Consider the following 20,363-nt stretch of genomic DNA (forward strand, 5'->3'; position numbering starts at 1 on the left):
CCCCGCAGTATTTCTCCCGCGTCCCGGGGCAAACCCTAGGTGCGAATGGTTAATGCCGCGTAAGGAGCAATTCGAGAGGGGAGCCTAAACCCCTATGGACGCGGACAATCTTGGTGGAGGCGTGACGCTCGGAGCGCCGCCCGCCATCGAGAGCGCCGCATTCATTGCCTTCGGCATACCATCCTCCCGCCGGCAAGCCCGGAGGAAGATGGTCTTGAAACGGTTGGGAGCTCAGCCGGCGCTCTGCCGTGCGAGCCAGTTCAGGATCGCCTCGTTGGTTTCCTCCGGCTTTTCCTCCTGGATCCAGTGGCCGCAATCGAGGCCGATCACGTCCACATTGGGCACGAAATCCGCCAGTTTTTCAAATTTCGGGATCACGTCCCGGTCGCCATAAATCATCAGCGCGGGTTGATGGATAATGGGGTCCGCGTCCGCCAGCAGGTGCCAGTTACGGTCAAGGTTCCGGTACCAGTTGATGCCGCCGGTGAACCCCGATTTTTCAAAAGCCGAGACGTAAACGCCGAGATCGCTGTCGCTCATGACGGGCTCACCGAGCGGGGTTTCCGCTCTGGCAAGGTTGATCATGGACATGCCCGGCCCGGGCTCTGTGAGGGGTACGTTTTTCCGGTAGAGGTTGCGCAGGAAGCGGGCCGCGTTCGCGTCCAATATGGCATCCGCAACGCCCGGCTGCCGGTTGAAATGCACGAAGTAATAGTCGGCGCCGAAGATCAGTTCGAGAAACGCGATCCAGGGCATGTCGCCACGCTCCTGATATGGCATGCTCAGATTGATCACGGCGTTGACACGGCCCGGATGCAGCAGCGTCAGCCACCAGACGACCATCGCGCCCCAGTCATGGCCGACAAAGGTCGCGTCCTTGTATCCATAGTGATCGAGAAGGGCAACAAGATCGCCCGTCAGGTGCGCGATGTCATAGTCCGTCACATCATCTGGACGGGACGAATTGCCATAGCCCCGTTGATTGGGAACGATGACGTGATAGCCCGCCGCGACCAGCGCAGGCACCTGATGGCGCCAGGAAAAAGCGTGCTCCGGCCAGCCGTGACAGAGCACAATGGGTTTGCCCTGGTTTTCCCTGCCGGCCTCGAAGACTTCGAGCGTCACACCGTTGACCGAAACAAGAGTGGGCTGGGGAAAGTCGATTATATTGCGCATTGATTATTCGCCTTGCTGACATGTGCAGCCACGGCTTTGAAGGCGAATGGTGCCAAAATTTGACACCATTGAATGGCAACATTGCCCCATGACAGCTCGCCTCCGACAAGACGCCATCGTGCGCAGCCTTCGCCGCAACGGAACATCCACCATCGCTGATCTGGCGGCGGCGGTTGGCGCGTCGAGGCGCACCGTCTTGCGTGACATCGGCGCCCTGCGCGAGGCGGGGTTTGTCATTCATTCCGAGCCTGGCCGTGGCGGCGGGCTGCAACTCGATCCGCAATCGGTCCAGACCACCGCCCGGCTCTCGGTTGCCGAGGTCTTTGCGCTGCTCATCAGCGTTGCATCGATGCGGGCCGCCGGGAATTTGCCCTTTGCGGGCCTCGCGGATGCTGGACTTGCCAAGATCGAGAAGGCACTGCCGCGGGACAAGATACGCGACCTGCGCCGGTTTCTCGATTGCCTCTATGTCGGGCAGCTTTCTCCCCTGGTCGATATCTCGAACATGGGGGAGATGGACCCCGCGCTACTCCCCGCATTCGAGACGGCATTCCTCCAGAGGCGGCACTTGCACATCCTCTACCGCGACGCAAATGGCGCAGTAACCAGCAGAATTGTCGAGCCACAAGCCATGCTGATCTTGCCGCCACTCTGGTATCTGGTGGCCTGGGATCCGGCGCGCCAGGACTTTCGTCATTTTCGAATGGACCGGATCAGCCGCCCGACAGTCGATGAGGGCGCAACCTTTCAGCGCCGGCACGTGCCGTTCGAGGCTCACGTTCGTCACGTTCGCGATTTATCGCGCTAAGCCATCGCCCGGTCGCAACTGCCACAGCAGCCGAAGGGGCCGAAGCGAATATTTCAGGAATTCTGGGAGGGGTGGGAAAACTGGCGGAGAGAGAGGGACTCTCCGAGAGTCCCGGAAGCGTGGGGCTTTCAGCGGCATAGGCTCGAAAACCATTGTGTATCACGCACAATTCGATTTCAAGGGCATGTCTATAACCGCACTGGCCTAGTGACGAAATGGCGGAAATGGGGTGGTTTGCGGTCTGTCCGCTTTCCATTAACGAATGGAAAAGCGGACAGACTTTTTCGCGCGATAGTAGCCGGCTATCCGACCATCTGAGGGACGGCGGAATGCGGATCAACGATCCGTCGCCACACAACGACCAACCGACAAATCGCACCTGAGGCCATAGTCCTACCATGAGCTTCAAGCGGCAATGGTTGAGTACGATTGCAATATTTGCCACCGCGCGGATAGCGTGCCGCCGCTAGCGCTTGAACAGCACGCCACCGAGCCAGCCCGTGCCTAGTGCCAGCAGAATTGTCGCCAGCCCGTAAAGGACCGGATTGGACCTTGCGAGGTTGGCGACATAGCGTTCAAAACCCTGAGTTCTCACCGTGAAGCGGGTGGTTGTCTCGCCAACGACCTTGCCATCGGCAATGATCAGCGCCCGCGCAAGATAAAGACCGTTCACGGCATTTGAGGCCACGGGGACGCGGGCCGAGAACGTGGTCGCCGAGTGCATAACGACGCCCCGCTCACCCTCGATAAAATTGCCGGCCGAGCGCATCAGGCGGACGAACTCGGAGTCAAGATTGGAGGTGTCATCGCCTTGTCGCGTCAAAGCGGCAAGCCCCGCAAAACTGAGGCGTTGCTTGTCGACGACTTCAGGCGAGACAATCTGGGCCAGTGGGCTGGATGATAGGATCGCATAGTAACTCGGTGTCTGGGTGTAGTGTGCAGAGGCGCTGTTGAGCACCAGACCGCCCTGTCGCTCCTTTTCGCGCACAACCCAGTCCGATGATGGCCCCTGGACAAGAACCACCACCGAATAGGGCCCGTCAGTCGCGCTCTGGCCCGGCTCGATATTGCCGAAGAGCGTGACGGTTTGCCCGCGAAAATTGGAATGCACCGCCACGACTGGATCCGAATTGACGAAGACGACATTCACGTCGTCCTGTGCCGCCGCCGGGGCGAGGAACAGCACCATCATGGCAAGGAGCACGAAAAGATGCCGCATCAGGATTCCCCGAAGCCGAGCTTGGTGAGCGTGAAGGGGTCATCGGGCCAGATCACGATGCCGAGCGCGAAGCGGATGGCGATAGCGAGGATCAGGAGCGCCAAAAGGATGCGCAATTGCTCGCCGGGCAGATGCTGACCGGCAGAGGCGCCGAACTGTGCGCCGGCGACGCTGCCCACCATGAGGCAGAAGGCCAGCATTGTATCGACCGACTGTGTCTGCAGCGCGTGCAGAAAACAGGTTACGGCCATGACGGCGATGAGATGGAGCAGCGATGTGCCGACCACCACCTTGCCGGGCACGCGGAGAATATAGACCAGTGCCGGAACCAGCACGAACCCACCGCCGATGCCCAGCAGTGCACCGATGATGCCGATGACGAAACCGATCAGCATGACGGGCAAGACAGAAATATAGAGCTGGGACTTACGGAAGCGCGTGCGGAACGGCAGGCGCTGCACCCAGGGGATCTGTCCCGGCAGGCGGCGACGCACGGCCGGCTTTTCCTGGTTACGTTTGAGCAAGGTGCGCAGAGATTCGATGAACATCAGCGTGCCGATCGAACCGAGCAGCAGCAGGTAGCCCAGGGATAGGAAGAGATCCAGCTGCCCCAACGCATTGAGAATGCCGAAGATCCAGACACCGAGCGCCGAGCCAAAGACGCCCCCGAGCACGAGGAAGGCTCCCATCTTCTCGTCCACGGCGCCGCGACGATAATAGGAAAGGGCGCCCGACGTCGATGAGGCAACGACCTGCGCGGTCACCGAGGCGACGGCAACTGGCGCTGGTACGCCGGTGAACAGCAGCATGGGCGTCAGCAAGAACCCCCCGCCGACACCGAAAATACCGGAAATAAAACCGATGGCCGCACCGATCCCGAGGAGAAAAAAGACGTCTACGGAGAGTTCGGCGATAGGCAGATAGATGGGCATTTATGGCGCCGCTGAAAGAATAAAGCCCGCGCCAAAAGGCCCGAACGAAAAATATCTAGAGGTCGTAGGCGACCCGGAAACCGGCATTGCTTGCGGCGCTGTCCGGCGACAGGGCCATGCGTGCAGCAATGCGGTAGCGATAACAGTAGGAGATGTGACAGAGGAACGAGCCGCCCTTCAGCACCTTTTCCGAATGGGCGAGCGCTTGGGCATTGCGGAGACGCGCCTGCTTGGCGAGCGAACGAACGCGAAACGTATCGCGCGTCCACTCCCAGACATTGCCGGACATGCTGTAGAACCCGAGCGGATTGGGCTCGAAACTGCGTGCCGGGGCGGTGCGTTCGAAGCCATCGCGGGCGGTATTGAGATTGGGGAAGCGGCCCTGCCAGATATTGGCGTAAATTGCTTCATCTGTCGGCTCGGCTTCGCCCCATGGGAAACGGCGCCGCACGGCACCGCCGCGGGCTGCATGCTCCCACTCGGCCTCTGTGGGCAACCGCCCGCCGACCCAAGCCGCAAAGGCATTGGCATCGGCCCATGAAACCTGCGTCACCGGATGGTCTAGCCGATCATGGATAGAACTGCCCGTTCCTTCAGGCTGTCGCCACGTGGCCTCATTGACGCTGTGCCACCAGGGGAGGCCCGACCCGAGCGCCGTCGCTTCCGCCAAGTGCTTCTCGTCACCGAAAAACACGGCCGACCAACCGAAACGTTCGGCCTCGGTAACGTAGCCAGTGGCAGCAACGAAGGCGGCAAAGCGTTCGACCGTCACCGTCTCGGCCTCGAGACCGAAATCTGCAAGCACAACCTCACGCTCCGGCCCCTCGCCATCCTGCGGGATTTCCGGGCTGTTTGTTCCTACAAAACTCTTGCCGCCGCTGACGCGGATCATCCCATGCGGCGAGCCACCCTGCGCTTGTGGCGAGGTCGTGGCGGGTGAAGCCTGCTTCACCTCACCCAAGGCTGCCCGAGATGATCCGCAACAACTGCTCATGGGCGTAGCTCGATTTCCACGGATCGAGTGACGGAGCCACTGAAGACGGTGGTCATCGCATCGGTGCCGACGAGGAGCCGATAGGTGTCGGGGGCGGCAATCCAGCGCTGACGGTCCACATCGAAATAAGCGAAGGCGCGGGCATCGAGGGACATGGTGACGCGCTGTTTTTTACCAGCGGCAAGGGGGACCTTGGCAAAAGCCTTAAGTTCCTTGGCCGGGCGCTTCACTGGCGCGTTCTGCGGCGCAACATAGAGCTGCACAACCGTCGAGCCGGCACGGGTGCCGCTATTGCTGATATCGAGGCTCACGCTCACCGTCCCATCGGTCTCGAAGGCGCTGTCATCTATCGAAAATGCGTCGAAGGCAAAGCTCGTATAGCTGAGGCCGAAACCGAAGGGAAACAGTGGTTTGATGCCGTGTTGGTCATAGTGGCGGTAGCCGACAAAGACACCTTCGCGATATTCGACTTCGCCGTCTATGCCCGGATAGATCTTCGGGTCCTGGCTGGAGGCCGGATTGTCAGACCAGCGAACGGGAAAACTCTGCGGCAACCTGCCGCCGGGCTCGGCCTTGCCAAGGAGCACGTCGGCAATAGCATTGCCCGCTTCCTGGCCCGGATACCAAGCCTCGACAATTCCGGCGACTTCATCGAGCCAAGGCATTTCGACGGGGCCGCCGGTCTGGAGAACCACGACCACATTGCGATTGGCGCGGGCCACGGCATTGACCAGCTCGTTCTGGCGACCGGGCAATTCGATCTGCGGCAGATCGCTGCCCTCGGTGTCCCATTCGCCGTTGCGACCGACGAAAACCAAGGCCACATCGGCTTCCGCAGCGAGGCTCGCCGCCTCGGCAATGTCGGCGTCGCCCATGGGCAGGCCGATGCCAGCGCGGAAGGCCGCCACGCCGAGGGTAGCGTGGTCCTTGCTCGCAAACTCGATGACAACTTCGGCGGGCCTGCCAGCTTCAAGGTCGACGCTACCGACGACTTCGTCGCAACCTTCCTCGAAGAAGGTGCGACCCTGGGTCCAGTTGGTCCACGCGTCGGCAATGAGCTTGCCGTTGACATAGACCTTGGCGAGGCCGGCCGAGGCGATGCCAACTTGATAGGTGCCGCTCTTATCGGCGGTGAAACTGCCGGTGAGCCGAGCCGAAAAATCCAGGGCCGGCAACTTGCCTCCCGCCACCATGCCCAGCCAGAAGGTTTCGGCCGCTTCGAGCGTTTCGACATGGACCACATCGCCCGCCAAGTGCCGGCCGGCGAAGAATTCGACCTTGAGGTCGGTCCTGAGCAGGGGCTGGAAGCGATCATTGGTGCAGCCCGGAGCAAAGGAGAGATTGTCCGATCCGACGGCCTCCACCAGTCCATCCCAAGGGCTGACGCGGTAATGCGGATTGAGCTGGGACGAGCCGCCGCCCATGATCTGCGCAACTTTGGCGTTGGGCCCGATGACGGCGATGCGCTGGACACTCTTGATGGGAAGAACACCGTTATTCTTGAGAAGCACCGTGCCTTCAGCGCCAGCGCGACGGATCAGGGCGCGGTTTTCCGGCCGATCATCGGCACGTTCTTCGTGCGGGCGATTGTCGTAGAGTGCACCGGTCCACTCCATGACCGACAACACAGCGCTGGCACGAGCACGCACGGTGTCGCGCGAAACCTCGCCGGCCTCGACGGCAGCGACCAGCTTTTGACCGCGATCACGTGACGGTCCGGGCATTTCGAGGTCGAGGCCGGCATTGACGGTCGGCGCGGTCGAATGCGAGCCGAACCAGTCCGACATGACGAGGCCATCAAAGCCCCACTCACCGCGCAGCACATCGTTGATCAGCCAATTGTGCTCGGAGGCGTAAGCGCCGTTGACCTTGTTATAGGCGGTCATGACGCCCTTGGTGCCGGCTTTTTTGACCGACCATTCGAACGGGATCAGATAGACCTCGCGCAAGGAACGTTCGTCGATCACCGAGCTCATTGTGGTGCGCTCTATCTCGGATTCGTTGCCGGCAAAGTGCTTGATCGTCGCTGATATGCCCTGGCTCTGGAGGCCGGTAATGTAAGCGGCAGCAAGCTCGGCGGTGAGGAGCGGGTCTTCAGAATAGCATTCGAAATTGCGGCCGTTGGTCACCGCGCGCTGGATGTTGACGGTCGGGGCGAGCAGCATATGCGCGCCCTTCGATTTTGTTTCGCCCGCGAGGGCGACGCCAACCTCCTGCAAAAGCTCGACATTCCAGCTTGCGCCGAGGCCGATGCCGACCGGGAAAGCCGTGGCCTTCACCCCACCGAGGAGACCACCGCCGCCGCGGGCGCCATTGGGGCCGTCGGAGACACGCAGCTTGCCGATACCCAGCCGCTCGATGGCCGGCAGTGACCAAAAGTCCTCGCCCGAAAGCAAGGACACCTGCTCTTCGAGCGTCATGGCGTCGAGAAGGTCGTCGATTGTTCTGGTCATTTCGGTCATCGCGATCACGCCGCCAGAGAGGAAAGAACGGTGGCGCTGTCGTGCTCAGGCACATCGCCGATTTCGGCCATCCTCGCATCAAGCTTGGCAAGCATGTCCTTGAAGACGCTGGCATAAGCTGAATCGTGAGCGACATTGGTCAGCTCATGCGGGTCCTTTTCGCAATCGAAAAGCTCCCACTCTGGCGCAGCGCCGTTGGGGCGGGCGCCGAGGATGCCAAGGTCGTCATTGTACCAGTAGATCAGCTTATAGCGCTGGTCGCGGACCCCGTAATGCGCCCAGGCTTCGTGTATTTCGTCATTGTGCATCCAGTAGCGGTGATAGGTGAGCTGTTCCCAATCGGCCGGCGTCTGGCCTTCAAGGACGGGACGCATCGAGCGGCCCTGCATGTAGCTGGGGATGGGCAGGCCGGCATAATCGAGGAAGGTCGGGGCGAAATCGACATTGTTGGAAATGTCGGCGCTGACCGATCCTGCTTTGATTGCAGCGGGATAGCGGGCGAGGAAGGGCATCTGCAGCGACTCTTCATACATGAAGCGCTTATCGAACCAGCCGTGCTCGCCGAGGAAGAAGCCCTGGTCTGAGGTGTAGATGACGATGGTGTTTTCAGCGAGACCCTTTTCGTCGAGATAGTCGAGGAGACGACCAACGTTTTCGTCGATCGAGGCAACGGTGCGCAGGTAGCGCTTCATGTAGCGCTGGTACTTGAATTCGGCGAATTTCTGCGGATCGTCGAAAGTGAAATTTTCGCCGGTTTCAGAACAGATTACCGTGATCGTTTCGCCCGGTTGCAGATCGGGGACCTTGCGCATCCAGGAGATGAAATCGAGCATCAGCGGGCCGACTTTTTCTGCGGGGCCGGAAGGGGTTACGAGACCTAGATCCTCGTAGTTCATGTCCGAGCGAATGCGCATTTTGGCGGCGGCTGCGGCGGCGGCGCGGTTGGAATAGTCGTCGTTGAAGGTCTCGGGCAGCGGGATATCCTCGTCGGCCCAGAGGTGGTTGTATTTCGGGTGCGGCTCGAAATTGCGGTGCGGCGCCTTGTGATGGCACATCAGGAAGAAGGGCTGGTCACCGGATTTCTCAATGAAATCAAGGCTCATGTCGGTGATGATGTCGGTGGCATAGCCGGGTATGCGGCGGCGGGAATTGTCCGGGAAAATGAATTTCGGATCCCAGTAGTCCCCCTGCCCCGGGACGACGGCCCAGTCGTCGAAACCGGTGGGATTATGGGCCGGGCCCTCGCCCATATGCCACTTGCCGAACATGCCGGTGCGATAGCCACCCTTGCGCAAGTGCTTGGCAACATTGGGCAAACGATTGTCGATCTCGGTGTAGAGGGTGGTGACGCAATTGACGTGATTGTAGGTGCCGGTGAGGATGGCGGCGCGGCTGGGGGTGCAGATCGAGTTGGTGACGTAGGTTGCGTCGTGGCGCATGCCTTCGTTGGCTAGGCGATCAAGATTGGGCGTCGAATTCAGCCCTGCGCCATAGGCCGAAATGGCCCGCGAAGCATGGTCGTCGCTCATGATGAAAATGATGTTCGGACGCATGGTAAGATCCTGAAATATTTTGTTATTCTGCTGGGACGACGGACTGGAGCGAGGCTTCGATCTGCTCCAGGCGGCTCTTGTCGAGATGCGGCACCATGCCGGCGATCTCGAGCACTGTCTTGTCGTGGAAGATGGGTGGAATTGCCTTGCCGCCCAGGGCCGGCAGCGCGTCAACAAGGATTGACCGCGCGTCCGAGTTGGTTAGCAGACTGTTAACATCGACAGTAGCAATCACGGCGTCACGTGCAAAATCGTGCACAGTCGGGCCACGACGCTGTCCCTTCTCGACCTGTGCCCATTGTTTTTCGATCAGAAGGTGAGCTTCAGTGACCTCGCCCTTGGCCGGCAGACCCAGCCGTTCATACTGGCTAACGGGAGCATCGTTGTCGCGCATGACCTCGACGAGCAGCCGGGCCATCCGCAATTCGAGGGCCGCATCGCGCAGCGGGTTGGTCTGACCCGGATCGGTTTCGAGATCGTAGAGCAAAGTGCCGAACTCGGTGGGACCGCGCATGGTCCAGCCGGGCATGCGCATCAAGGGGGCGCCCTTGGTGAAGGAGAAGCCTGGGATCAATTCGGCCCCGGCAAACTCCTTCGGCTCGAAGCGCGAGCGCATGTGGGTAGGCATCAGAGTATGTTCGAGGAGCGGCCGATTGGTCTCATCAGCCGAAGCGCGCATGTAGACATAGCGTCCGTCGGTAACACTGACATGGCCGCCGAAAATGCCGAAGAGGCCGCCTTCGCGGACCGGCCTATCGCTAGCCACTGCCTCCTTGAGCGGCTGGCCCTTCATGTCCTTGGTGGGTTCGAAACCGAAGAAGTCGAGCAGTGTCGGCGCGATATCGATGGTCTGGACCAGGGCCTGGCGGCGCTCACCGGCGACGCCGGAGCGGGGATCCCAGACGAAAAACGGCGTGTGGATGGTTTCGTCATACCAGGGCATGACCGACTTGCCCCACCAGCCGCGCTCCCCCAGCATATAACCGTGGTCGGTGCAGACCACGAGCATGGTGTCGTCCCACATGTTCTTCTCGTCCATGAGGTCGAGCACGCGACCGAGATTGGCGTCGCACATGGACAGCAGCGCGAGATAGCGCAGCTTGGCGTTCTCGACCGTGCTGTCGGATTCGGTGACGCGCGCGTAGGGCGGCCAATCGAAGTCTTCGCCATTGCCCAAGGGGCTCTCGGGATAGAGACGGTGGTACTGGTCGTAGCTGAAGAAGGGCTCGTGCGGATCGAAGGTTTCGAGCTGCAACATCCAGTTGTCGGCACCGGCATTGGTGTCGATGAATTCGAGCCCGGCGTCGAAGGTCAGGGTCTGGGGGTGATCTTCCTCATCTTCGAGATAGGTGCGGTTGATGCCGTCCTGATTCTGCATGCGGTAGAAGATGTCCTTGAGGCGCGTACGATCGTTCTTGTCGACGACGCCTTTCCAGAGATCGCCTTCCTGGCCGCGGAAGAACTCGTAGCTCGAATAGCGGTTGTGATAGGTCGCGCCGCCATCTTCCCAATAGTGCTGATGGTCGGTGATGAGATGGGTATAGACGCCATTGCGGCCCAGGATTTCGGGCATGGAGTCGTCGAACGGCTCAATCGGGCCCCAGGAGCGATGGAGGAAATTGTAGCGGCCGGTATGCATTTCGCGGCGTGCCGGCATGCAGGGCATGGAACCGGCATAGCAGCGGTCGAAGGTAGCGGTGCGGGAAGCGAGACGGGAGAAGTTCGGGGCATGAGCGTGTTCATAGCCATAGGGCGGCAGCATGCGCCGGTTGAGGCTGTCGAACATGACGATGATGGCACGCATGGCATTAGGCTCCGGTATTCAGGGCGCGCAGGGCGGCACGGCGATCGGCCTGACGCACGGGATCGGCGACGGGCGCAGCCAGCAGCAGGCGCTTGGTGTAGTCGTGTTGCGGATGGGCGGTGACCTGGTCGCAATCGCCGAATTCAACGATCTCGCCGCCGCGCATGACGGCAACGCGATGCGAGATGTGGCGGACGACCGACAGGTCGTGGCTGACGAAGAGATAGGCGACCCCCGTTCGCTCCTGGATTTCGACGAACAAGTCGAGCACGCGCTGCTGGGTCGACAGATCGAGCGCCGAGACCGGCTCATCGCAGACGATGAGGTGCGGCGACAGGGCCAAGGCCCGGGCGATGGCGACGCGCTGGCGCTGACCGCCGGAGAATTCGCGGGGATAGCGATAGGCAGCGTCGCTGGGCAGGTTCACCTGATCGAGCAGCGTGCGCACACGCGCCCGCGCCTCTTCCAGGCTCGCCTGGCGGCGAGCGACGATCGGCTCGACCAGAATGTCCTCGATGGTCATCGAAGGATTGAGCGAGGTGTAGGGGTCCTGGAACACGGCCTGAATGGAGGCCGCATTGCCCTTGCGGTCACGCGGGGCGACGCCGGCAATGTCATGGCCTTCGAAGAGGATGCGGCCGGAGCTGACCGGGCCGATGCCGAGGATGGCGCGGCCCAGCGTCGTCTTGCCCGAACCACTCTCGCCCACAAGGCCGACGGTTTCGCCGGGCCGCACGGTGAGATTGACGTTCTTGAGGACGTGGAGGGCCCCGAACTTGGTGTTCACATCAATGCATTGAACAATCACATCGTCGCTCATGCCGAAACTTCCTTGAGCATGCGGGGGCGATAGGTGCGGGGCGTGACGTCATCGAGCACGGCGCCGAGCAGCATCTTGGTGTAATCGTGCTGGGGATCCGCAAAGAGCGTGCGCACATCGGCGGTCTCGACCACCTTGCCGTCCTTCATCACCGAGACACGGTGACAGATGTCGGCGACGACGCCGAAATTGTGGGTGACGAGGATCACCGACATGCCCATTTCGGCCTGGAGATCGCGCAGCAGTTCGAGCACTTCGGCCTGAACCGTCACATCGAGCGCGGTGGTCGGCTCGTCGGCAATCAAGAGGTCGGGACTGCACGAGATAGCGCGGGCGATGAGCACGCGCTGCGCCATGCCGCCCGAAATCTGGTGCGGATAGGCCTTATAGGTGCGCATGGGGTCCGGCATGCCGACCTTGGCGAGCAATTTAAGGGCCCGCGCCTTGGCTTCGGACCTTGAAATGCCGAGCACGGTCATCATGGGTTCGGTGAGCTGGAAGCCGATGCGGAAGGCCGGATCGAGATTACTCATCGGTTCCTGCGGCACATAGGCAATGCGCTTGCCGCGCAGTTTCTGCATCTCGTCTTCGGGCAGGTTGGCGATGTCCCGGCCATCGAACCAGATCGAACCCGAAAGAATGCGGCCACCGGTCGAAAGCAGGCCGAGGACGGAAAAGGCCGTCTGGGTCTTGCCCGAACCGCTTTCGCCGACAAGGCCAAGAACTTCGCCCTTGCGCAATTGCAGCGACACGCCCTTGACCACTTCGGTCCAGCCGGTCTTGCCGGGATAGCCGACGACGAGCTCGCGGATATCGAGCAGCAGGTCATTGTCGGTGGGTGCTGCACCGACCGGCTTGGCCACGACCTTGGGCATCTTGGAGGCCGGGGCCGTCCGGTTGCCCTGCTGCAGCCGGTCGCGGATGGCGTTGGCGAGGAGAACGAAGGAGGCCACGGTGATGGAAATGGCGAGGCCCGGCCAGAGAATGGCGGTGGGCACCACGAACATATTGGCAAAGGCGTCCTGCAGCATGCCGCCCCAGGTCGGGACGGAGGGATCGCCCAGGCCGAGGAATTCGAGGCCCGCCTGGATGACGATGGAAATACCGGCGACGATCGAGGTCTGGATGATGACCGGAGCGCGGATGACGAGCAGGATATGGCGGGCAATGATGCGCATATCCGAAAGACCGGAGACGCGGGCGGCATCGACATAAAGCTCGTGCTTGACCCCATTCACCAGATTGCGCGTCAACCGGTAGAAGCCAGGCGAGAGCATGATGCCGAAGATGACCATCGACACCTGGATGGAAGAACCCAGCGACTGATAGAAGGCCAGGAGCACGATGAGCGCCGGCAGGGCCATGAGGCCATCGGCGATCCAGCTCATCACCACCTCACGCCGGCCGCCGAAATAGCCGGCGAAGAGACCGGCGGTGACCCCGATTGCTGCGGCAACACTGAGCGCGATCAGGGCACCGATCAGCGTATTGCGCGCACCATAGACGAGGCGGCTGAAGATATCGCGGCCGGAGCCGTCACCACCAAGCAGATAGCCGTCACCCGGCGGGGCGTTGATCTTGAAGATCTGCAGATCGCCAGGCGCGAAGGGCGCGATCAGCGGGGCGAATACGGCCGTTGCGATCACGAGGACCAAGAGGATGGCGGCAATCAGCCCGAGCGGATTGGTGAGCACGGAAAGCGCGATGCTTTCGCGGCTGGAGGCGGCAGGCGCCGGAGCGGGAGTAGCGGCGGACATCAGAGGCGCACCTTGGGATTGACCCACGCATTGGTGAGATCGATGGCAATGTTCACGATGACGACGAGGATGATCATGGTAACGACGACGCCCATCAGGATCGGGATATCACCTGACAGGGCCGCCTGGACGGTGATCGAACCAAGGCCGGGAATAGCGAAGACGCGCTCGATGATGGCAGCGCCACCAAGGAGCCCGATGAACTGCAGCGACAGAACGGTGAGGGCAGCCGGCATGGCATTGCGCAAGGCGTGGCGGAACAGCACCGAGGAGGGCTTGATGCCCCCTGCCCTGAGCGTGCGCACATAATCCTGGCGCAGCGCGTCGATCATGGCGCCGCGCACCTGCTGGGAGGCGGAAGCGATACCCGAAAGTACCAGAGCGCCGACAGGCAAGGCCAGCGAAGCGAGCCAGCCAGTGGGCGAGGTGGTGAAATCGGTATAGCCGGTGGCCGGCAGCCAGCGCAGGTTGAGCGCGAAGACCACCACGAGGATGAGACCCAGCCAGAAGTTGGGGAGCGAGAAGCCGACGACGCTGATGAGCTGGATGACGCGATCGGCCCAGCCACCGCGCACGGCGGCGGCAATGCCGAGAAGGGCCGAGACCACGCCGATGATGACGATGGCCAGGACGACCATGGAGAGAGTGACCGGCAAGCGGCCGGAGAGAATTTTCGAAACGCTCTCGCCCATGGTCCAGGACATGCCGAGGTCGCCGCGCACTGCCTTCGCCACCCAAGTGCCATATTGCTCATAGAGCGGGCGATCGATGCCGAGCTTGGTTTCGAGATCGGCAATCTGCTGATCGGTTGCGTTATCGCCCAGAATGTTCTGCGCGACATTGTCGGCGCCGCCAAAAACCATGGCGAAGGTCAGCGTGGTGACGAGGGCCAGGAGAACCAGGCTCGAAAGCAATCTCTTGGATACGTAGCTAAGCATGGGGAAGGGCCCTCCCTGCACTTTTCGGCGCGGAGGGACGACTGTCCCCCGCGGCACCGGGGCCGAAAGCGATCATGATTTTCCTCCACAATGCCCCGCCATTTGCGGCTTCGGGCGGATAGTTAATCTGGTGATAGCAGTTGAACCGATGCGCAGATAATGCAAAAAACACCGTGAGCGATAAGCAAGGCTGATACCTCGATGCTGGACCAGATCACCCACCTTTTTCGCCTGCGCACCATTCTCGAAGAGGGCAGTCTGCGCCGCGCTTCCGAGAAGCTGAACGTGACGCAACCGGCGCTGTCGCGCTCCCTCGCGCAGCTCGAAAGCTATTTTGGACAACAGCTGGTGGAGCGGCATGCAAGGGGCGTGAAGGCGACGCCCTTTGGGGAAAAGGTGCTGTCGGTGTCTAATCGCATCGAGCGCTATTGGGAAATCGCCGAGCACGAATTACGCGCCGAAGTGACCGACGAAAAGACGGCGATGCGGATCGGCGGAGGGCCGGTGTGGCGCTCGGGGATTTTATCGAGCGTGTTGGCGGAACTGCAGAGCCGCTATCCGCGTATCGTCATAGAATTTACGACGCTCACCTATGGCAAAACGTTGCAGGACCTGCGGGAGGGGCGGCTCGATGTCGCCTTTGGCGGCGTGTTCAACGATGGCGGCAGCAGTTCGCGCTTTGCGCGGGTGAAGCTGACCGAGGTGACGAATTATGTGATGGCGCGGGAAGACCATCCGCTGCTGGCTGGCAAGAATCCCGACGATATCGTGCCATCGAGCCTGCGGGCCTATCCCTGGATCGTCTATTCGGAATTGCCGGCCTATCGCGAGATTACCGAACACACCGTGGCCGAATATATCGGCGGGTTGCCTGATGTTCGCTTCATCTGCCAGAACCTGCTCTCGGTCCTGACAATATTGCAGCAGAGCGATTGCCTCTGCGTGCTGCCCTATCTTTCGGTGCAGGCGGTCAATTCGCCGAGGATTGTGCCGATCCCCCTGCCCCTTCGGCGTAGTACAGCGGACATCGGCATGATCTTTCGCACGGAAATGCGGGAATGGGGGCCGATGAAGACACTGCTCGAACTGTGCCAAGAGAAATTCGGCATAACCGAGGAACTGCCATTCGAAATGCGCAATGCGGCGGCGCATGTGATGGAAGGCGGAAGCGATGTCGGAATGCCATAGGGCATTCCAACGAAATCGGGCAGCCCTGAGGCTGCCCGAAGCGCGAGGGGACCAGTTGGGAGGGTCTAGTCGGCCTTCGCGAAGTCGCGGATATGCGGGACGGCATTGGTGCCACGCATTTCCACTGTGGTCTGCGGGTTGGTCAGGTAGATGGTGTCGCGCCTGTACCAGGGGGCGTAGAAGGCGTTCTCGACCATGTAGCGGTTGAGATCCTGGTACCCAGTGAGCTGCTGGTCGCCGGTGGCGTATTGGGTCTTGTCGAGCATTTCGATAAAGGCTGGGTCAGCGACCTTGGAGGTATTCCAGGGCGCGTCGGGATAGCCGAACTTGCGGTATTCGGCCCAGGAACCCTGATAGCCGAACTGGAAGACATAGGCGGGGAATTTGCCGGAGCGCAGTTCGGGAATGGTGGCGTTGGGAGCGACCTTTTCCCAAGTGACGGTGACGCCGATATCCTTGAGTTGCTGTTCGACGATCGGGTTGAAATTGGCGAAGGTCGCGATGTCGGGCAGCTTGAGGTTGAAACCTTCGGCAAAGCCGGCTTCGGCGAGGAGTGCCTTGGCGGCGGCGGGGTCGAAAGCATAGACCTCGTCGAGTTCGGGCAGGTAGGCCTCGCTGACCGTCGGGAAAATCTGGTCGCTCAGACGACCGTGGCCGAGTTCGACGAACTTCAGGATCGAGGCGGTATCGAAAGCCATGTTGAGGGCTTTGCGGACACGCACGTCGGCGAGGGCGGGAGCGATCTTGCCTTCGCGGTCGGCGATGATGAAGCCGAGCCAGTTGACGTCGCTCTTGTGGACGACAAGGCCATTGGCTTCGGCATCGACCACGGCACGGGCTTCGCCGAGGCCGGCATCGACCTGACCGGATTTCAGGGCATTGAGACGGGCGACCTGATCGTTGATCGGGGTGATGGTGATGCGGTCGTAGGGATAGGCTTCCGCGTTCCAATAGTCGGCATTGCGGTTGTAGACATATTGCCGGCCGAGCACGGAATTCTGATCGTCGAAGACATAGGGGCCGGAGCCGACGGGATTATTGGCAAAAGCCTCGACACCCAAGGTTACCGGAGAGGCCATGGCGCCGCCGACGACGGTGAGATTGTCGATGAGGGTTGGATCGGGCTCGCTGAGGTGCAGCGCCACTTCGGTGGGCGAGATGACCTCGACCTCGGAGATGAGGGCGGCCATAAAGCTGTTCTGGCCGGCGCCGTTCTTGAGATATTCGAGATTGGCCTTCACCGCCTCGCCGTCAAAGGGCGTGCCGTCGGTGAAGGAGACGCCTTCGCGCAGCTTCAGGGTCAGAACGCTGTTGTCGCCATTGTAGGACCATTCGGTGGCAAGGTTCGGCTCGACCGTACCGTCAGGCTTGGCGATGAGCAGGGTGTCGAGGACCGGCTGCCAGAACTGCATCTGGTTGGCGATCATCAGCTGGGCCCGGTCAAAACTATTGTTGTCGAGAATGGCGGCGATGGCCAGCGTGTTCTCGTCATTGGCGACCTGCGCCATGGCGGCGGGCACAAGGGCGACAGAGCTCAGTGCCGCGGCGGCTGCCGCGAGCAGAATGGTTTTCATGACTGGGTCCTCCACGGCCGCCCCGATGGAGCAGCGCTCGTCAGCGGGCCGTTTCGGCTCTTCGCTTGCCCCCTGCCTAGCATCGGCGGTGATTACCGAGAAATGCAAAGACCTCCGAAGGCGATAAGCAGGCTTGATCACTCAACCGATGCAGTCAGCTTATCGCTGCGGCGACTTTAAGCAGTCCTCGCCCGCGCAAGGCGATGCTACCGCTTGGAAAACGGAGGAGATGCGAGATGAGCAAACGGCCCAACATATTGTGCATCGTCAGCGAGGACTGCCCGCCCAAGATTGGTGCCTATGGTGATCCTGTGGCGCGGACGCCGCATCTCGATCGCCTTGCCTCGGAGGGCATGCTTTATGAAACGGCCAATTGCACCTCGCCGGTCTGCGCGCCCTCGCGCTTTGCAATTCTGACCGGACAGCATGCCGAAAGTTGCCCGCGGGCTCAGCACATGCAGGCCCTGGCGCATTTGCCCGAGAGTTTTCTGACCTATCCAGCCGAGATGCGAAAGGCCGGGTACTACTGCACTAACAATGCCAAGACCCACTACAATTGCGACGTCGACCCCGACGAGATCTGGGATGAATCGAGCCGAACCGCGCATTGGCGCCACCGGGCCGATGGCCAGCCTTTCCTCGCCGTCTTCAACTGCATGACGACCCATGAATCCTGCACCTTCAAGGAGCAGGAAGGCGCGGTGCGGCCCGAAGATGTCACCCTGCCCTCCTACCTCCCGGATACGCCAGGCATGCGGCAGAGCATGGCGCGGCACTACAATGCCATGGCGAAGATGGATGCGGAGCTTGGCAAGCACCTGTCGGATCTCGAAGCTGATGGGCTCGCCGAAGACACGGTGGTCTTCTACTTCTCCGACCATGGCTCGGCCCTGCCCCGCTCCAAGCGCTATCTTTATGACGAAGGGCTCGGGGTGCCGCTGGTGATCCGCGTGCCGCCAAAATGGTGGCATCTCACCCAGCACGGACCCGGCGCGCGGATCGAGGCGCCGGCTTCGCTGGTTGATCTTTTTCCCACTTTCCTGGCCATTGCCGGGGTTGAGGTGCCGATGCAATTGCATGGACAGGCACTGCTGGGGCTGGAGGTGGAGTCACGCCAATATGTGTTTGGTGGGCGCGATCGCATGGGCGAGCGCTACGATCTCAGCCGCTCGGTACGCTCGGCACGCTATCGCTATGTCAGAAACTACACGCCCTATCGCCCGCTCGGCCAATATGTCGCCTTCGAATGGCTCGGCGCGCATTATCAGGACTATGAGACGGCGTGGCTGGCGGGTGCGCTTGACGACAAGCAGGAGCAGTTCTGGCGGCAGAAGCCGGCGGAGGAGTTTTATGACCTCGATGCCGACCCCTATGCGACGGTCAATCTGATCGGTTCGCGCTCGCATCTGGTGCTGGCCGATGAACACCGGGCGGCACTGGACAAGCACATGGTCGATATTCGCGATACCGGTTTCATTCCTGAGCATAGTGCGGCGGAAACCTGGGAAGCGAGCCAGAATGAAAGCGTCTATCCGCTTGAAAGGATCATGGCGATCGCGGCGCGAGGGGCGGAGCGCAATCCGGCGAATGGAGACGGATTCCTCGCCGACCTGGCGGATGGTTCGGCGGTGGTTAGACACTGGGCAGCGCGGGGACTTCTAGGACTTGCTGCCGCTGGCCTGCCTTTGCCCGATGGCGTGGAGGCGGCCTATGCGGCGGAAAGCGATCCGCAGGTGCGTATTCCGCTGGCGGAAGCTCTGGGGCGGGCTGGCTATGACCGGCGTTGGGTGAACGAGGTGACAAAAATCCTCATCGACAATGACGATCCGCGCGTAAAGCTGCAGGCGCTGGATGCGCTGACCTGGCTGCCGCTGCATGCCGATATTTCCCTCGCCGCGGTGCAAGCACTGCATAGCGATGGCGACACCTATCTCAGACAATCGTCGGACTATCTGGCGCAGCGGCTGGACGGCAGCTATCGGCCGACAAACACCATCTTCGACTGGAGCCGGCTCGATGGTGAGGGGCAGACGGGCAAGCAGAAGGCAAGCACGAGCAGGAATGTGCCGGCTTGAGTGAAGGGTGTCGCACTCGGTTGCCCCCCGGCTTTAAGTCGAGGCCCATCCTGATATCTCGCGATGGGTCCCGGCCCTCGCCGGGATGACAGCCAGTGGTTGGGCGAATTGCCCCGCGCAAACGCGGGCATCACGCTTTCAAATGTTTTCCGAGAAAATCGACCACTGCCGGCATGATGGGGGTGATGTCGCCGTCGATGAAGCAGTGGTCGGCGCCTTCGATCGGGCGCCATTCGGCTGATACGCCGGCTCGCTGCAGCGCCTGATAAAGGCTCTCGCCCTGGCCGGGAGGAACGACGGAATCTGCCGTGCCATGCTGGATGAGCATGGGGGCAGCTTTTGGGGTCACCCAGGTGATCGGCGAGGCGCGGCGGGCGGCTTCGGGATTCTCCGAGGGGCGGCCACCGATCAGCCGGCCGGAGGCGGAGTCCGGTGCATCGTGCACAAAGCGGGCCGTCGGCAGCGCTTGCGCGTCGAGGCTGAGCATATCGGTGACGCCATACCAGTTGATGACGGCCTGAACCTTGCCGCTCTCTTCGACAAAACCTTCTGCGCCTTCAAACTCCGGCGGGGTATCGAGGCCGAGCAGGACGGCCAGGTGACCACCGGCGCTTTCGCCAAGGGAGGCAATGCGGTCGGGCGCGATATTGAACTGGGTGGCATGGTGGCGGAGATAACGGAGTGCCGCCTTCAGGTCCTGCAACTGGGTCGGAAATTTGCCTTCGCCCGAGAGGCGATAGGATGGGCGGGCAACCGCATAGCCGGCGGCATGCAGGGTCTCGACCATGTCCATGGCCGCCAGATTAGGGTGCATGGCATGGGGATGACCCAGCATCCAGCCACCACCATGGATATAGACCACGACGGGATGCGGCCCCTGCCCCGGCGGCACGGCTAGCGACATGGTCAGCGCGCGGAAACCGAAGGGCTGGCTATAGAGCAGTTCGGGCCAGACGCGCGCGCCATCGGCACGGCTTTCGAAGCGATCAAGACAGACGTCGAGTTCTTTGCGCTGGGCGGCGCGGGCTTCATCAGACATAGGCGCTCCATAAAACCCAAGAAA

General features: G+C 61.4%; 15 protein-coding genes. 3 read left to right on the top strand and 12 right to left on the bottom strand.

Translation table 11 applies throughout. The features are described 5' to 3' along the window. Nucleotides 1–231: 231 nt before the first annotated feature. Nucleotides 232–1,176, bottom strand: a complete 945-nt coding sequence (locus tag ASD83_RS18025; RefSeq protein ID WP_056313571.1) for an alpha/beta fold hydrolase — start codon at nucleotides 1,174–1,176, stop codon at nucleotides 232–234. Between the two features lie 88 nt (nucleotides 1,177–1,264). On the opposite strand from ASD83_RS18025, the gene ASD83_RS18030 reads away from it, so the two are divergent. Then, nucleotides 1,265–1,984: a helix-turn-helix transcriptional regulator gene (locus tag ASD83_RS18030; protein ID WP_056314054.1), complete on the top strand. Its 720-nt coding sequence runs from the start codon at nucleotides 1,265–1,267 to the stop codon at nucleotides 1,982–1,984. A gap of 466 nt (nucleotides 1,985–2,450) precedes the next feature. Here ASD83_RS18030 and ASD83_RS18035 read toward each other — a convergent pair whose 3' ends face one another. From ASD83_RS18035 to ASD83_RS18075, 9 genes are read right to left on the bottom strand one after another with little or no spacing between them, the layout of a single operon-like run. Next, on the bottom strand, nucleotides 2,451–3,203 hold the full coding sequence (locus ASD83_RS18035; RefSeq protein WP_056313574.1) for a TIGR02186 family protein: 753 nt from the start codon (nucleotides 3,201–3,203) through the stop codon (nucleotides 2,451–2,453). Beyond that, nucleotides 3,203–4,135 (bottom strand): sulfite exporter TauE/SafE family protein, encoded by a 933-nt coding sequence (locus ASD83_RS18040; RefSeq protein ID WP_056313576.1) that lies wholly within the window; start codon nucleotides 4,133–4,135, stop codon nucleotides 3,203–3,205. The genes ASD83_RS18035 and ASD83_RS18040 overlap by 1 nt, the downstream gene beginning before the upstream one ends. A gap of 55 nt (nucleotides 4,136–4,190) precedes the next feature. Then, nucleotides 4,191–5,087 (bottom strand): formylglycine-generating enzyme family protein, encoded by an 897-nt coding sequence (locus ASD83_RS18045; protein WP_413813504.1) that lies wholly within the window; start codon nucleotides 5,085–5,087, stop codon nucleotides 4,191–4,193. 38 nt (nucleotides 5,088–5,125) lie between these two features. After that, nucleotides 5,126–7,582 carry a beta-glucosidase gene (locus tag ASD83_RS18050; RefSeq protein WP_056314055.1) on the bottom strand — a complete coding sequence of 819 codons (2,457 nt, stop codon included), beginning with the start codon at nucleotides 7,580–7,582 and terminating at the stop codon, nucleotides 5,126–5,128. A 14-nt stretch (nucleotides 7,583–7,596) separates the two neighbouring features. Continuing rightward, nucleotides 7,597–9,144: a sulfatase gene (locus ASD83_RS18055; protein ID WP_056313580.1), complete on the bottom strand. Its 1,548-nt coding sequence runs from the start codon at nucleotides 9,142–9,144 to the stop codon at nucleotides 7,597–7,599. A gap of 22 nt (nucleotides 9,145–9,166) precedes the next feature. Further along, nucleotides 9,167–10,948: a sulfatase-like hydrolase/transferase gene (locus ASD83_RS18060; RefSeq protein ID WP_056313582.1), complete on the bottom strand. Its 1,782-nt coding sequence runs from the start codon at nucleotides 10,946–10,948 to the stop codon at nucleotides 9,167–9,169. 4 nt (nucleotides 10,949–10,952) lie between these two features. Continuing rightward, nucleotides 10,953–11,768, bottom strand: a complete 816-nt coding sequence (locus ASD83_RS18065) for an ATP-binding cassette domain-containing protein (RefSeq protein WP_056313584.1) — start codon at nucleotides 11,766–11,768, stop codon at nucleotides 10,953–10,955. Next, entirely contained in the window at nucleotides 11,765–13,525 is a 1,761-nt protein-coding gene (locus ASD83_RS18070; RefSeq protein WP_056313586.1) for a dipeptide/oligopeptide/nickel ABC transporter permease/ATP-binding protein, read from the bottom strand. The genes ASD83_RS18065 and ASD83_RS18070 overlap by 4 nt, the downstream gene beginning before the upstream one ends. Then, entirely contained in the window at nucleotides 13,525–14,463 is a 939-nt protein-coding gene (locus tag ASD83_RS18075; RefSeq protein ID WP_056313587.1) for an ABC transporter permease, read from the bottom strand. Before ASD83_RS18075 ends, ASD83_RS18070 begins: the two co-directional genes overlap by 1 nt. Nucleotides 14,464–14,664: 201 nt before the next feature. Between ASD83_RS18075 and ASD83_RS18080 the strand changes: the two genes are divergently transcribed. Further along, entirely contained in the window at nucleotides 14,665–15,651 is a 987-nt protein-coding gene (locus tag ASD83_RS18080; protein ID WP_082561330.1) for a LysR family transcriptional regulator, read from the top strand. 65 nt (nucleotides 15,652–15,716) lie between these two features. Here the strand turns inward: ASD83_RS18080 and ASD83_RS18085 are convergent, their stop codons facing one another. Next, nucleotides 15,717–17,225, bottom strand: a complete 1,509-nt coding sequence (locus ASD83_RS18085; RefSeq protein ID WP_056313589.1) for an ABC transporter substrate-binding protein — start codon at nucleotides 17,223–17,225, stop codon at nucleotides 15,717–15,719. A gap of 236 nt (nucleotides 17,226–17,461) precedes the next feature. On the opposite strand from ASD83_RS18085, the gene ASD83_RS18090 reads away from it, so the two are divergent. Further along, entirely contained in the window at nucleotides 17,462–19,300 is a 1,839-nt protein-coding gene (locus ASD83_RS18090) for a sulfatase-like hydrolase/transferase (RefSeq protein WP_056313591.1), read from the top strand. A 130-nt stretch (nucleotides 19,301–19,430) separates the two neighbouring features. Here ASD83_RS18090 and ASD83_RS18095 read toward each other — a convergent pair whose 3' ends face one another. Beyond that, nucleotides 19,431–20,339, bottom strand: coding sequence for an alpha/beta hydrolase (locus ASD83_RS18095; protein ID WP_056313592.1), 909 nt, complete (start codon nucleotides 20,337–20,339; stop codon nucleotides 19,431–19,433). Nucleotides 20,340–20,363: the final 24 nt, after the last annotated feature.

This window comes from Devosia sp. Root685 (assembly GCF_001427875.1).
Lineage (GTDB): Bacteria > Pseudomonadota > Alphaproteobacteria > Rhizobiales > Devosiaceae > Devosia.

What these genes read in the sequence shown, in the direction of transcription:
- ASD83_RS18025 (WP_056313571.1), bottom strand. Translation starts at nt 1,176, where the DNA reads ATGCGCAATATAATCGACTTTCCCCAGCCCACTCTTGTTTCGGTCAAC.
- ASD83_RS18030 (WP_056314054.1), top strand. Translation starts at nt 1,265, where the DNA reads ATGACAGCTCGCCTCCGACAAGACGCCATCGTGCGCAGCCTTCGCCGC.
- ASD83_RS18035 (WP_056313574.1), bottom strand. Translation starts at nt 3,203, where the DNA reads ATGCGGCATCTTTTCGTGCTCCTTGCCATGATGGTGCTGTTCCTCGCC.
- ASD83_RS18040 (WP_056313576.1), bottom strand. Translation starts at nt 4,135, where the DNA reads ATGCCCATCTATCTGCCTATCGCCGAACTCTCCGTAGACGTCTTTTTT.
- ASD83_RS18050 (WP_056314055.1), bottom strand. Translation starts at nt 7,582, where the DNA reads ATGACCAGAACAATCGACGACCTTCTCGACGCCATGACGCTCGAAGAG.
- ASD83_RS18055 (WP_056313580.1), bottom strand. Translation starts at nt 9,144, where the DNA reads ATGCGTCCGAACATCATTTTCATCATGAGCGACGACCATGCTTCGCGG.
- ASD83_RS18060 (WP_056313582.1), bottom strand. Translation starts at nt 10,948, where the DNA reads ATGCGTGCCATCATCGTCATGTTCGACAGCCTCAACCGGCGCATGCTG.
- ASD83_RS18065 (WP_056313584.1), bottom strand. Translation starts at nt 11,768, where the DNA reads ATGAGCGACGATGTGATTGTTCAATGCATTGATGTGAACACCAAGTTC.
- ASD83_RS18070 (WP_056313586.1), bottom strand. Translation starts at nt 13,525, where the DNA reads ATGTCCGCCGCTACTCCCGCTCCGGCGCCTGCCGCCTCCAGCCGCGAA.
- ASD83_RS18075 (WP_056313587.1), bottom strand. Translation starts at nt 14,463, where the DNA reads ATGCTTAGCTACGTATCCAAGAGATTGCTTTCGAGCCTGGTTCTCCTG.
- ASD83_RS18080 (WP_082561330.1), top strand. Translation starts at nt 14,665, where the DNA reads ATGCTGGACCAGATCACCCACCTTTTTCGCCTGCGCACCATTCTCGAA.
- ASD83_RS18085 (WP_056313589.1), bottom strand. Translation starts at nt 17,225, where the DNA reads ATGAAAACCATTCTGCTCGCGGCAGCCGCCGCGGCACTGAGCTCTGTC.
- ASD83_RS18090 (WP_056313591.1), top strand. Translation starts at nt 17,462, where the DNA reads ATGAGCAAACGGCCCAACATATTGTGCATCGTCAGCGAGGACTGCCCG.
- ASD83_RS18095 (WP_056313592.1), bottom strand. Translation starts at nt 20,339, where the DNA reads ATGTCTGATGAAGCCCGCGCCGCCCAGCGCAAAGAACTCGACGTCTGT.